This window comes from Kordia sp. (genome assembly GCF_965283645.1).
Classification (GTDB): domain Bacteria; phylum Bacteroidota; class Bacteroidia; order Flavobacteriales; family Flavobacteriaceae; genus Kordia.
The window spans coordinates 1,285,025-1,298,846 of record NZ_CBDIPG010000001.1; the positions used below are offsets into that span (position 1 = coordinate 1,285,025).

At 29.5% G+C, this 13,822-nt stretch carries 13 protein-coding genes and 1 pseudogene; 7 read left to right on the plus strand and 7 right to left on the minus strand.

Annotated features, from left to right (window positions below; genetic code table 11):
- Positions 1 to 93: 93 nt before the first annotated feature.
- A pseudogene (locus tag ACQ654_RS05445) lies at positions 94 to 392 on the minus strand (transposase); the annotation flags it as partial.
- 405 nt (positions 393 to 797) lie between these two features.
- On the opposite strand from ACQ654_RS05445, the gene ACQ654_RS05450 reads away from it, so the two are divergent.
- Entirely contained in the window at positions 798 to 1,325 is a 528-nt protein-coding gene (locus tag ACQ654_RS05450; RefSeq protein ID WP_430409313.1) for a hypothetical protein, read from the plus strand.
- A gap of 1,006 nt (positions 1,326 to 2,331) precedes the next feature.
- Here ACQ654_RS05450 and ACQ654_RS05455 read toward each other — a convergent pair.
- From ACQ654_RS05455 to ACQ654_RS05465, 3 genes are all read right to left on the minus strand, one after another.
- Positions 2,332 to 2,499, minus strand: a complete 168-nt coding sequence (locus tag ACQ654_RS05455; RefSeq protein ID WP_430409314.1) for a hypothetical protein — start codon at positions 2,497 to 2,499, stop codon at positions 2,332 to 2,334.
- 656 nt (positions 2,500 to 3,155) lie between these two features.
- Positions 3,156 to 5,084: a hypothetical protein gene (locus ACQ654_RS05460; protein WP_430409315.1), complete on the minus strand. Its 1,929-nt coding sequence runs from the start codon at positions 5,082 to 5,084 to the stop codon at positions 3,156 to 3,158.
- Between the two features lie 326 nt (positions 5,085 to 5,410).
- Positions 5,411 to 5,671, minus strand: coding sequence for a hypothetical protein (locus ACQ654_RS05465; protein WP_430409316.1), 261 nt, complete (start codon positions 5,669 to 5,671; stop codon positions 5,411 to 5,413).
- 317 nt (positions 5,672 to 5,988) lie between these two features.
- Between ACQ654_RS05465 and ACQ654_RS05470 the strand changes: the two genes are divergently transcribed.
- From ACQ654_RS05470 to ACQ654_RS05495, 6 genes are all read left to right on the plus strand, one after another.
- Positions 5,989 to 7,662, plus strand: a complete 1,674-nt coding sequence (locus ACQ654_RS05470; RefSeq protein ID WP_430409317.1) for a helix-turn-helix domain-containing protein — start codon at positions 5,989 to 5,991, stop codon at positions 7,660 to 7,662.
- Between the two features lie 117 nt (positions 7,663 to 7,779).
- A complete protein-coding gene (locus tag ACQ654_RS05475) occupies positions 7,780 to 7,992 on the plus strand; it encodes a hypothetical protein (protein ID WP_430409319.1) in 213 nt (70 codons plus the stop codon).
- A gap of 91 nt (positions 7,993 to 8,083) precedes the next feature.
- Complete coding sequence (locus ACQ654_RS05480) at positions 8,084 to 9,658, plus strand: S8 family serine peptidase (protein ID WP_430409320.1); 1,575 nt, start codon at positions 8,084 to 8,086, stop codon at positions 9,656 to 9,658.
- Between the two features lie 20 nt (positions 9,659 to 9,678).
- Complete coding sequence (locus ACQ654_RS05485; RefSeq protein WP_430409321.1) at positions 9,679 to 10,485, plus strand: M23 family metallopeptidase; 807 nt, start codon at positions 9,679 to 9,681, stop codon at positions 10,483 to 10,485.
- A gap of 41 nt (positions 10,486 to 10,526) precedes the next feature.
- Positions 10,527 to 10,889: a hypothetical protein gene (locus ACQ654_RS05490; protein ID WP_430409322.1), complete on the plus strand. Its 363-nt coding sequence runs from the start codon at positions 10,527 to 10,529 to the stop codon at positions 10,887 to 10,889.
- Between the two features lie 209 nt (positions 10,890 to 11,098).
- The gene (locus tag ACQ654_RS05495) at positions 11,099 to 11,278 is read left to right on the plus strand and encodes a hypothetical protein (RefSeq protein WP_430409323.1); all 180 of its coding nucleotides are present in this window, start codon (positions 11,099 to 11,101) and stop codon (positions 11,276 to 11,278) included.
- Between the two features lie 43 nt (positions 11,279 to 11,321).
- Here the strand turns inward: ACQ654_RS05495 and ACQ654_RS05500 are convergent, their stop codons facing one another.
- The 3 genes from ACQ654_RS05500 to ACQ654_RS05510 form a co-directional block, all read right to left on the minus strand.
- Positions 11,322 to 11,972 carry a hypothetical protein gene (locus ACQ654_RS05500; RefSeq protein WP_430409324.1) on the minus strand — a complete coding sequence of 217 codons (651 nt, stop codon included), beginning with the start codon at positions 11,970 to 11,972 and terminating at the stop codon, positions 11,322 to 11,324.
- Positions 11,973 to 12,393: 421 nt separating this feature from the next.
- Positions 12,394 to 12,645 (minus strand): hypothetical protein, encoded by a 252-nt coding sequence (locus tag ACQ654_RS05505; protein ID WP_430409325.1) that lies wholly within the window; start codon positions 12,643 to 12,645, stop codon positions 12,394 to 12,396.
- 361 nt (positions 12,646 to 13,006) lie between these two features.
- On the minus strand, positions 13,007 to 13,822 hold the full coding sequence (locus ACQ654_RS05510) for a T9SS type A sorting domain-containing protein (protein ID WP_430409326.1): 816 nt from the start codon (positions 13,820 to 13,822) through the stop codon (positions 13,007 to 13,009).

Genomic DNA, 13,822 nt, shown 5'->3' on the forward strand with positions numbered 1-13,822 from the left:
GCAACAACACCGGTAACCGTTGCACAACCCCATAATTTTATAAAAAACAAGGCATTCTTAGCCTATTTAAGGATGTCTTTCTTTTGAGTTTTACTATTGAATCCTAAAATTAGTACCGCTTAAAATCAAGATATAGTTACCAAATCGTGATTTTATATTTGAAATGAGCAAAGCAAGTGATCTTGCTTCACTTTTTGCCGTTTTTGTAATGAATTTCAGATACTTTTTCAAATTATAAGCAATAGCAGCCATGTGCATGACTTTATTAGCTTGTTTAATTCCTAATGTGTTGATTTTTCTAAGCCCCATATATTCTTTAGCGTACCAAAGACAGGTTCTACTGTACTTTGCCGTTTCTTTTTCATATAACGTCCTTGTTTGCTATTGACTCTGACAATATCCATAATACCTTTTGGTAAGTTTATATAAATACGCTAAATCTAACTCAGCTGATAAACGACGATAAAAGTTTTCTTTGGGAATCCGATCACTTAACTGAAAATTACTAAATAATTTTTCCTGATAGATTTTCTTGCCTTGCATACATTAAGATACACAATTATTCAATATCTTAGACTTGTGCAACAGGTACACAGGCTATAATTAATACGGATTTTGGGCTATGAAGCTAAGGTCTGTGTATATTTAGAAAGTCCGCCAAATCTTTTGGATTTGGCTTTTAAATAGAAAAAATAAAAACAAACAAAAAGATTCGGCTAATCGCTTAAACGGAAACAAAAGTTCTCTTTTATTCCCGTACTAATCATAGCTGAGACGTTGTACATAATTACTTACTCATGTGGGAATGGAATTACATATATGGAGTAATCTTAATCAAGGATTTTAATAAAACCTTTGAAGTTATTGAGTCGCTAAAAAAAGACAAAGAATATCCTTTCATTAATACTAATATGTTCAACTTCGGTGAAACTGAAATTCCATATTGTTATGATGATGTAATTTTAACATTCGGAGCTACTTATAAAAATTTCGGTTATGATAAATCGGAATGGAAAATATTTATTTTAAAAATTGAGCATATATTAAGAAGAATAGATTTTAAAAGTGCTCAATTTCATGCTTCAGGTGTCTTTGATGACGTGACATTATATTGGTATAGTATAAGTGATACGAGTGATGAAATAAATAAAAATTATCATACTAGCGAATATGACTTAATAAAGACCAATGAATGGTATTTTGGTTATGGTGAAAGAAATTTACATTTCCCACGATTGAAAACAAAGGATTATATGAAACTTGATTTGGTTTACCCTGTTGATTATAAAAAAGATATTGTAAGAGAATTTGAAAACCGAATATAACTATGCACAACAATGGTAACCGTTGCACAACCCCATAATTTTATAAAAAACAAGGCATTCTTAGCCTATTTAAGGATGTCTTTCTTTTGAGTTTTACTATTGATGGAATTACTACATTTCACTGGACATAAAGAAAAGAGTTTTATATTATAATGTAGAACTAATGTAATACGCAACAATTCGCAACAAAACACAACAAGAACCAATAGCGTCCTCAACACCACTCAATAAAACATAAGTATTTAATTATCAATTAAATAAAACAATAGAAGAATTTATTTAAAGATTTAACAAAGGATACATACCTGCAACATTTTGCAACAACTTGCAACAAAACGCAACAACTTGCAACAAGTGTCTTATCCTGATTTTCCCTTACAGTTATTTAGTTATATTATAAAAAAGCCTCAACCAAACAAATGGTTGAAGCTTCAGAAAAATTAGGGAATTTTAGGGAAGGGTAAGCTCATTATTCTACGCATGTAGAAAATGAAAGTAAAGCAGTCTTAAACAAATAAGACCACCTTACCCTTTGTCTAAACAGCAATTCAGACATTTTGTGATATTTAGAATAAGTATATCATATCCACTATACGTATATATAAACTTCATATTCTTTTTTCACAAAAGCCTTATTACTACAGCTTCCCCAAACTGATTTTACTTAGACCATTTTATAAATATCAAAAAAGCAAAGCGGCGGACGTGAACCTATTGCCGCTTTGCAGGTTCCAACCCCCAGAACCCATAACACATCAAAGTACACGTACTTTCTTTTGTTGATCTAACCTAACGACTCTAAAAGAATAAAAGATGTGTTACTTTTTAATGCTTTTTCACATAACTAAGTTTTAAGGTAGCAAAGCGGCAAACTTAACCTTAATGTTACATACCGCTTTGCTTATCTACGGGTAAATAGACAACGGTTTTCTCCAACAAAACCGAACCTTGCGTAATTAGTATTACGAACTAATACACGTGTCTTGGTAACTAAATGTGACTATTATCATTTTTCTTTTAACTCTTTTTCAAGTTCCTCATCTACTTCATTTTTTAGTGTTGGTTTTTGTTTTAGTTTAGAAAACATTCGTACAAATACGATTACGACAATGACTATTAGTATGCTTTCAACTATAATTATTAGTAGTAAAAGTGTGGTGTTATTTAATTTCATTTCATTGATTTTATTAGCATTACTGGCTACTAATTGCAATCAATATTTCAACAGGCTCACTACCCTTATTTTAGCATGTGTAATACCTTTAGTCGGTTTATCGTCTGCAAAGTTGATGGGTTAAAAAAGCCATGCGTTTAGCAGGCTATGCTGTTATAGCATGGCTTTAGGGTACTATGAAAAAAAAGTAAAAGGTATTTAGTTTAGTTTTATTGTTTATTCAAGATAATCTTTTGAAATTTCTTTCTCAATTAGTAAATAGAAACTGCAGAATGTTATCGCAGAGAAAATAATAAAAAGCACATATCCCAATAAATGTAATGAATATCCAATACTTGTGGTAATTGATATTAGAGTTATGAACAATACAGATAAAGTAGTAGTTCGGTATAGTTTAATAACTCCCAACTTAGCCATGAGAAAATATAGTCCCGAAATAACTATCCATAATATCAAATAAAATAAGATGTATTGTATATTTAAAAGGTCGGAAACTAACTCATTTTCTAGCGTCTTAATGTTCATTTCTTTTCTATCTAAATATTTAGGATATAGTGAAAACAAGGTCACATTTAATATATTGGTTAAAAGCCCCATTATTAAGGAAACTTTTAAAATTTGGATTGCACTTTTTATCATATTATAAAATTTATTTGTTATTCTAAACAGTCTAACTCATCAATTGAAATTTCTCCTCTCAATACTTTTTTTATTTTTTCCCAAATCGGTCGGTACGATTCCTTGTTATTTATTTGTGCTGTTCCTCCGTTGAGATTAACAAAAGCGGTTAATTTTTCTTGAAAACTATTCCAAAGTGCATCGGAACCAAAAAACGCAACATCATTTGGAATCGGTGAGTTTGCTACGACATAATCTATAGCATCTGCCATTCTATCAACTGCTCTTGTATAGAAAACATAACTTCCCCAACTATTTTGTGTAAACCCAAAATCTCTAACTCCAGAAACAGGGTGTTCACTATCCCATGGGGTTTCTAATGTAATAACAGTGAAATTAGAGTCAGAATAATCACTTACAATAACAGTACCTTCATCTACTGGTATATCTAAGGTTAAAAGAGCTGTCATAGGATTGTTTGAGTTCCACAAATCTGTATCGTCGATAGAGAAACTGCCATTTTGATATACAACTGGTTCAAATACTGCCCAAGTATTATCGATAAATGAATTTATATTTAATCTAAAATATGTCAAAAATTCTTCGGGTGTATAAGGTAAACTTGTTGAAGGGTTAATAGGAAAAGATGTTATTTCAACAGGAAAATAATCCATATTTACTAAATGACCTTCTGCATTTTCTATTGTTTGTATAGCATAATCAGTAAAGAAAGTAAGGTCTTGATTATCTATAGCATGTACTCGGTTTGTTACACTAACTGGAGGATTGTGCATTGCCAATGCTTGCCATTTTACTAATTCTGAGCAAGGAGCTTCAATAAGCCCAAAAGGTCTTTCTTCCAATTTTTCTTCAACTCGTTCTCTAATGTATTTTTCAAAAGTTAAACTAGGTTCTTCCATCATAGCTTCAATTGCATTCTCTATAAAATCTTTTGAACTATCGTTACAGCCAACATTTTGTATATAATTGCTAATTGCTAAAGATAAATTTCTATTATCTCGTAACCATGATTGCATTTCCTGTGTTAATAGTGGAGTGAATGAATTTCCATTCATACAATTACCAATAATTTGAGAAATTGTTAAAAGTGGCGTCGTTACAATTTCTTCTCTATCAGTGCTATCATTTTGATTATTTGAATTTGGAGGTGTTGTTGTTCCTCCGTTGGACGTATTATTAGAGGGGTCACTTGAAGCATTTGTATTATTATTTGTTGAAGTAGTAGTTCCACTAGTTCCGTTACTACTGCTAGGAGGGCACAAAATATTCATTACATTATATACTTCGCACTCGGTTTCTCCAGAATCAGGATCTATTTCATGTTGACACTGACTGTTTGTACCATACAGAAACGTTTCTCCTGTATCTGGTGTAATATGATAGGTAGTTATCTGTATTGTACACGGAAGTGTGTTGCTCTCAGCCAATAAGTTGGAAAAATCTCCCTCAATTGGCGTTACGGTAGTTTCACTATGTGTACTTACATGTCCTGTTTGTAACAATTCTTGTAATTGAGTTGCAGTATAATGATATTTTATAAGTACTGTGCTTAACTCTTGTGTATCAGTGTTTACTGAGAGTACCAAGTTTTCTAGTTCCGAGCCTACCACACCGTCACGGCTAATGGCAAAGGTGTATGAATACCCGCTACCATCACTTTTTTCTACATAGTTGGCTACGTCAGTATCTACCGTAAATCCGTTGGTGTCACTTTCAAAACTAGCATTATTTCGGTTTTGTGTTATTCCTCTTAATTTTGAACTAATAATGGTATTGCGTTCAATTTCGTTGGTATATACCAAACGTGATGAAAATGGCGCTTGTTTGGCAACGGTTAATACTTCGTCTTGCGTTTCCAAAGCGGTATCATTTTCACAGTTTACAAATAGCGTTGTTGTAAGAAACAATAACATAAGTTTAAAGGTAATTAATTTAATTGTTTTCATTAGTATTGGTTTTTTTTAAATACACCTACTCATTCGTTTTTCGGCATCCACGACTGTTGTTAGTAGTACTGAGTTTTTAGTAGTGAGTAGTGAGACTTAAAAATGGTCTCACTACTAACACCTCATTTCTCTATACTACCGAAGGAATAGCATCCTTATACAAACATTTGCCGTGATACGTATTAAAAAAATACCTATCTTTGATTTGCTAAAATTAAATGGGCAATTGCTTATTTATTTTTAAGAGGCTTCTATTTCCAGTAGAAGCTTTTTTTGTTTATTTGATTTTTTTCACTTGTTAATATCTCATTCAGAAAATTGAGAACTCAATCCAACCCCAATAACTCATTTTTTAGTGATTCTCTTTTTTCATCTTTCGCTAAATTTCGGGTATAGAGTTCTAGTATAGCATTCTCAATACGCTTATTTTCATTGATTCCATTAAATACATTCCGTATCATAGATGTACCATAAAGTGTTCCTTTATTATTGGTTACCTTTTTTTCTTTTAAAATTTTCAACACATTTTCTGTATAGCGATATCCTAAAACTTCTTTTAGTTTTTTACGTTGTTCTTTGTGTATCATATTCTAACAATATATTCCTTACAGATAAATTTGATACTAATTAAATTTTCTAATGTCATACTGTTTTTGTTTAGAATTATATGTTACTTTATGAATCTGACTTATTGTAAGAAAAAGTTTTATTTTTAAGGTTTCGCTAGTTAAAATTAAAACTGTTATTTTAGCAATCAGATTTTTTTAATTGGTGTAAATGTATATTTGAAAACCCTATAAGTCAAGTAATGTATTTCTGCTTTCCGTGAAATGAGAATCTATTTTCTACGAAATGAGAATAATTGATTGAGAAAATGAATAAGTTAAAATGTTTAAATATCAGCATGTTATACAAAACCTCTTCTATACTATTAATACTTTCGTTGTTTACTTTATTTAGTTCAGCACAAAGTATTACAAAAGACTCTTTGAGTACTAAAAGTTTTGATGAGTTACGAGAAATATTTTATAAACATAAAAATTCAGGTCAAGCGGAGATAGGAAAAGAAATAGCTTTATATACATTACAAAAAGGAAAAGAGGAAAAAAATACTAAGGCGATTACTAATAGTTTTATTCGTCTTTGTAGAGTTTCTTATGACACACCAGAGTTAGCGCTGAAATACACTGACAGTTGTATCTATTATGCTACTAAATATGATTTGAAAGATTTATTAGCTGAAGGTTATTTTTACAGAGGAATAGTACTTTCTGACATGAGAAAGTATGACAAGTCAATGGAAAGCTACATTAAAGCGCTCAATTTTTTTAAAGAAAAAAATGATGATATGTATTATCTAACACTTTCTAAAGTGGGTAATATCAATTTAAGAATTAGAAATAATGAAGATGCTTTAAAGATTTTCAAAGAAGTTTTAGAATACGAAAATAATAAGGATGCTAATTCTAACTCTTATTTGAATACTTTATATTCATTAAGTCTTGCTTACGCTGCTAACGATAAAGTTGATTCTACTTCCATAGTTAACAAAAAAGGATACTTATTAGCTCTCAAAAATGATCAATTTAGTCATTTACGTTTTACTCACGCTGAGGCTGGCGTACAATTTTTAAATGGAAATTATGCAGCAGCAAGCGATAGTTTAGATAAAGCCATACCATATCTAAAAGAAATAGGAGATTCTCCAAATTTATCGATAGCTTACTTTTACATGGGGATGATTTCTAAGGATGAAAGAGAAAAAATAAGCTATTACAAAAAGGTAGATAGCATTTATATAGATGATCAGTTTATTTTACCAAGTTTTTGGACTTTATATGAAGAGCTAATTGATTTTTACAAAAAGGAAGAGGATTTAAAAAGTCAGTTATATTATACTGAGCGACTATTGGATATTGATACTGTTTTAAATACTGAGTATATAAACATAAAAGAAATATTAAAAAGAGAATATGATATTCCAAGGCTAATCGAAGATAAAGAATCTCTCATTGAACGATTGAGTAAAGAGAATCGAAGTTTTATGCATGGTAATCATATACTTTTATTTGTTTCAGTTTGTTTAATACTTGGATTAAGTTTGCTTTACACAAAAAAGAAAAATAATGAAAAGAAGTTTAAAAAAATAATTGCAAATTTAAAACTAAAAGAAAGTAAAACAGAAGTTGCCAAATTAAATGAGATAAAACGTAAACCTCCTATAGATTCAGAAACACTAAACAATATTTTAAGAGGAATAGAGGAATTTGAAAAAAACAAAGACTTTCTAATACCAAAATTTACTTTGAATATGTTTGCAAAAAAATTAGAAACCAATAGTAAGTATTTGTCTATAATAATTAATGATTATAAATCGCAAACGTTTAAAAATTATATAAATAATTTGAGAGTTGAATATATAGTAAAACGTTTATATAATGATCATGTTTTACGAAATTATACCATAAGTGCAATAGCGAAAGAAGCTGGCTTTTCTAGTACTGAATCTTTTACTAGAGCATTTAATAAAAAGACAGAGTTAAATGTGTCATATTTTTTAAAAAAAATAAATCATTAAAAGTGAGTAAGTTATGATTTTCATATTTCTCTTTTCACCGAAAGTAGAAACATAACTTTATAAAATGGTTTATATTAACTTTATGTTTGTCCCTGTTAATTTAAAAAGATTATATAAATGAAAACTAGAATTAAAAGAAAATTTCAATTTAAAAAAGTTAAAGTTGCAAGTATTAATAACATGCAACAGATTATGGGTGGTGTTACCAAAGAATGCGCATCTGGAATTCCAGACAACCCTAAATGTGCTCAAATAACAAACACAACAGGTCAATCTAGTAGAGTCGAAGTTTATTGTAACGAAAGTGAAATACCTGGTGCTTGCGATTAATTTATAACACGAAAAATATATGTCTTTTCAAAAATTTTTATTATTAATTCTTTTTATTAGTTGTACTACAGTAAAGCCAAACTACACTCATTTGGATAAAAAAGAGATGAGTGAATCTAGTGTTGGTAATGAAAGTCACTTAGATATTATTAGTAGAGAAAAATTAGGATTACTTGGAATTAACCTTGAAAAGGCATATAATTTTTTAAAAAACAAAAAAGGAGATACAATCATTATTGCTGTAATTGATACCGAATTGGATATTGCTCAAGAAGATTTAAAAAATCAAATTTGGATTAACAAAGACGAAATTCCAAACAACAATATTGACGATGATGACAATGGATATATTGATGATGTCCATGGTTGGAATTATGTGGGAAGTAAAAAAAGTGATAAGGTGCCTTATACGAGTTATGAATACGTAAGGATTCTAAAGAAATATAAACCATTGTTTGATGAGTATAATTCTTTACTAGAGGTGCCAAAGAAATATGCCAAAAATTTTAAATTATATCAAAAAGCTTATGCAAGATATAATTCCGAAGTTGAAGGCAAAGAATCTGAAATGGCTAGATTTAAAAGGATTGAAAAAAGATACATAGATGCTAAAGCTGTTGCTCAAAAGTATTTTCCTAAAGAAGAATATACAACAGCAAAATTAGATTCATTAAAATCAATTTTAACCGATGAAGCTGAACAAAAGTTAATTTCTAATTTTGCATACTACACTGAATATAATATTGACGAAAATTGGGTCGAAAATCGTATTAACTTTGAAAAATTTAAGCTAAATACCTTGTTAAATCTAGATTATAATGATCGTTATTTGACAAATGATGATGCTAATGATCTAAATGACTTTCCATATGGCAACAATAATGTTCAAGGAATATATGCAATTAGCCACGCAACACAAATAGCTTCCTTAATAGCGGCAAAAAGAAATAATAACACTGGTATTGATGGCATAAATGATAAGGTGAAAATAATGCCTTTGAGCATTGCTGTTGTTGGTAATGAATTTGATAAAGATATTGCACTTGCAATCCGTTATGCTGTTGATAATGGTGCTAAAGTAATTAATATGAGTTTTGGCAAAGAATTTTCTATGTATCCAGAATGGGTAAACGAAGCTCTTAAATATGCAGAAAGTAATAATGTATTAGTTGTGACCTCTTCAGGTAATAACGGTTTAAATATAGATAAGAACGATGATTTTCCTACAGATAATTTAAATGGTCATGAAATTGTCAAAAACTTTATAAAAGTTGGAAATACTTCTCAAAAGATGGATTCAACATTAGTTTTTAGTAGTTCAAATTATGGTAAAGAAAATGTAGATATATATGCACCAGGCACAAAGATACCTTGTTTGTCAAGATCAGAAAAGGTAATCGATACAGGGACTTCCCTATCCTCTGCAGTAGTAAGTGGAATAGCAAGTTTGTTATTTTCATATTACCCAAACTTATCAGCTAGTGAAGTAAAAGAAATTATACTTGCATCAGGAACATCAATTGATTTAATGGTGTTAAAACCATATGCAATAGGTGCAAAACGTGACCCAAACAAAGTCCCATTCAGTTCCTTATCCAAATCGGGTAAAATAGTAAACGCCTATAATGCGTTGCTACTAGCAGAACAGGTTTCTAAAAATAAATAAATTTTTATAAAGGATAAACTATGAAATCGTACTTATATGTATTTGCTGTAATTTTTAGTTTGGTTGTTTCGGCACAAGAAAAACAACCTGTAGAATCATTTACTAAAAATGTAGATGGTAGAGCAAAAGTTTTCGGAAAAAACAATACTTCTATTGTATATTCCGCAATATTTAAAATAAGCGGAACAGGTTGTAAGCCTAGCAAAAAGCTTCCTGTAACTGTAGTGTTACCTCCAAATAGCGAAATTGAGTTATACGATATGATTCCTTTGAAAAATAAAAAATGGAATTGTGGTACTAATTACACTTATGTAACTGGAAATGTTAAAGCAAAACCAAATAGAAGTTTTGTGTATGATCTACCGTATGATATAGGTAGTGCTTTTAAAATAACACAAGGCTATTTCGGGAAATTTAGCCATCAAAAAAAGTATAGCTTAGATTTCATAATGCCAGAAGGAACTCCAATACATGCAATTAGAGCAGGAACTGTTATAAAGATTAAAAAAGATTCAAATACTGGTTGTCCTACAAAAAAATGTGTAAATGAAGCTAACTATATTTGGATAACCCATAAAGACGGAACAATTGCTGAATACGCACACTTGCAATTTAACGGTACACATTTAAAAGTAGGTGATACTGTAAAGAAAGGAGAAAAGGTTGGGCTTAGTGGAAATACAGGGTTTTCTGAAAATCCGCATTTACATCTTGAAGTTTTTGTTATTAAAATAAGCGGAGAAAAAATAACGATTCAAACTAAATTTAGAGTTGCCAATAATAAATCTTTGATCTTAAAGAAAGGTGATAATTATACAAAACTGTAAGCCATTTATAATTATGTCGTTTTTGTAATCTTGTTTTAGCTTTGGCGTTAATACTATTTACTAAAAGGAAAAAACTATTCAACAACATATATTGTAATCCTATCATTATTATACTAGTTTTAGGTGTTTCTGGAATTTTAAGTTCTAAAGAAAAAGAACTTAAGAATACTTACAAATTTGATTACAGTGAAACTTTAAAAACCAATTCATCCAAATCAGCTACAATCTATTTAGAAAAAAACACAGCTTCAAAATTGATAGCTAGTGTTCGCTTTGTAGAAAACGAAAAAGGTAAGTTTGCACCTATTTTTACAAGAATCAATTATAGTGGTTTTGTTGGTGGTCATCAATGGGAATTAATGAGTGTTATTGTAAACCCAAATATTGACAAAAAATTTTCTTAAGTAATAAACGGATTATAGCATTGGAGTTTATTTGGACTCACTATCTACAAACTGAATAAAGACTTTAAAGGGACCTTTGAATTGGAAGAATACTAGTATTAGAAATTACAGTAATTATTTCATGTTCCCGTCTTTGCAGTACAAAACACTCAAATTAATTGTATCACAACTATTTTGAGTGTTTTTTTGTATTGTAAAATCCCCTTTATATGACTTCTAAGAACGCATATTGGTTTAAATATAGAAAACCACAAAAAGAAGATAGTTATGTTGCTATCGTTTCAGAAACCCTTGATGAAGCTTTTAAAGTGATTATGGTACAGTACAAAGTGCCAAACTCAGCTATTTTTTATTTAAATCGAGAATTGGAAGTGTTGTTGCCTTTTTAGGGAAGAAGCATAATGCTATTAGAATCCGATTTCTAATCTATATTCATTTTATTGAATAGTGATTATATGTTTCTTTAAATAAACTAACCCCCATCCACGAAATATAAGCACTCATTATTATAAGTCCAGAAACATGAGTTTTATCAATTTCATTATCAAACCAGTTATTTGGGATAGTAGAAATTATTCTATTCAAAATAAAAAAATACAGTATAAAAGAAAATATAATTGAAAATAATAATGAACCTGGGATATAAGAGAACCAATTTTCTTTTAGGTTAGCTATAATTGTTTTTCGATGAGTTTCATCCTCAAAATAGTATTTCATTACACCATCAACTAAAAAGACTAAAGAAGAACCAATAAATGAAAAAATATACAACTTAACATAATTATGAGATTTTTCTCCAAATATATAATCCAAAAATAAGAAACTTATCTCATTTAAGTATTTGATATTAGATAGAAAATAAGATATCGAAAGTATTATTACTATTGAAAAATATGCAATTGTAAGTGTATTTAGTATTTTATTTTTATGTTTTGATATCAAACTAGAAATTAAAATTCCAGTACAACTTCCTAATCCAGCACTTATCATTGCAGAATAAGGATTATTGTATCCTAAATAAACACATAAAATTCCTAGAAAACCACCACAGAAAGTAGTTAGTATAGCCTCTATATATTTCATAATATTTATACGAAAACAGTCATTAAAATATTTTTATAATATACGATTTTTCTTATAATTTATTTTTATTATATTTGAATAATTATAACACAAAAGTGGTTTTTAAAACGAGTATACTTTATCTAAAATATGGTGGTTAAAAAATTGTAAGTCTCTGGAAATCAATTATTATTTATTTTCGCTTACATGTTCATAACCCGGAGGTCTCGGGTTCAATTCCCGATCTCGATACTACATAACCCACTCATAATGAGTGGTTTATTTCGTTTTAAACAACTTCATTTTCAATACTCCAGTACGTTTAGGAGTATTGTTTTGTTCTTTTTTACTCATTCTACAAATCACTTAATCAGGCTTTTACAAGAGAGAACTTTAAGGTAAGACCTCGGGGTTACTATCTTTTCTTAAATATTTCAACATCTCACATGGCTTTTAATACCACATTTTCATTAATATAATGCCTTCTTAACACCTCTTTTGATGTATGAGAAGATAAAAAACCTGTATCTTCTTTCATTGTCATTGCTAAATACGTTAGATATGCTATTCGTAAATGCTTGAATTGTAACTCCTTTCCCGTGTTTAATTGTTTATAAAAATGACTAAAACCTCTAGATAGGTTATCTTTTAAAACATCAATTGTAATATTCCTTTCTGGAAATAGAATATACATAAGTATCCGGTCTTGGATGTCTAAGGTTTAGGTTTGTATTTTATATAATTAGAGATATGAAAAATTATATTACCTATTTTTATGATTACAATAAGTAATTTGCCGAAGGCTTATATTTAATCCTGTAAACTAATTTCGTTTTTTTCTTTTGACACTTTTAAGTTTTATTAGTGAAAACGATGGTTGATCTTCAAATTATAACTAAAAGAAAAATCGCCTAAAAATTACTTTTTAGACGATTTCTTCCATTTTAATAATAGAGTTATCTTATCTACATTTTGTTAAACGTAGAGTAGTTATTCTTGTATCAGTTTTAATCCTGACCAATACAAACAACTACTTTAAGTATTATTGATTTCCTTTACTGTTTAACGATTTTAATTGTCTTATGCGCTTTTTCAGTATATACTTTTACAAAGTAAATTCCACTTTGTAAATGATTCACTTTTATACTATTTAAATCACTATCTTTTGTAAGGACCAATTGACCTCCAATATTAAAGATTTCAGCTTTCATCAAAGAAATTTCTGGACTAGAAATAGTTACAACATCTGCTACAGGGTTTGGATATATTGAAAGTTGATTTAATGTTACTTCAGGAGTACTTAATGTCGCAAAACTAAAATTACTTGTTCCAGATACAGCGGCAGCATTTTCATCTACTACAGAAGCGAAAATAGCCATTGAATCATCAACCATATCAGCAGACATGAAACTCTTTAAAGGAGTTACATTAGTTGCTAAAGGATCATTATTTTCTAATATTTTAAGTTCTCCATTGGTAGGGTTTCCGCCTACTGTAAAGCTTAACATATTAATATTTATTCCTGTAGAAGGAGCAGACAATGAAATTGGACTTCCTAATGTTTCTGTATACAAATATCCATCAATAGTTGGCATTCCAACTTCATTTCCATCAAAAAAATTTTGATCAGCAGCACTACCTAACGAAGAAGTTATCGTTGCAGTAGCTCCATCTGGTAAAATGATTGTAAATCCATAACTCTGTACAGAGGTAGCAAAGTTATTAGAGCTTGCATTAGGAACAGCTTGTATTGTAAAGTCATATCCTCCAAGATGCACCAACGTATAGGTATATCCTTCTTGTGCTTGTATTTGATTTGAAAAGCAGTAAATGATTACTACGATTACTAAATGTGATATTAGTTTTTTCAT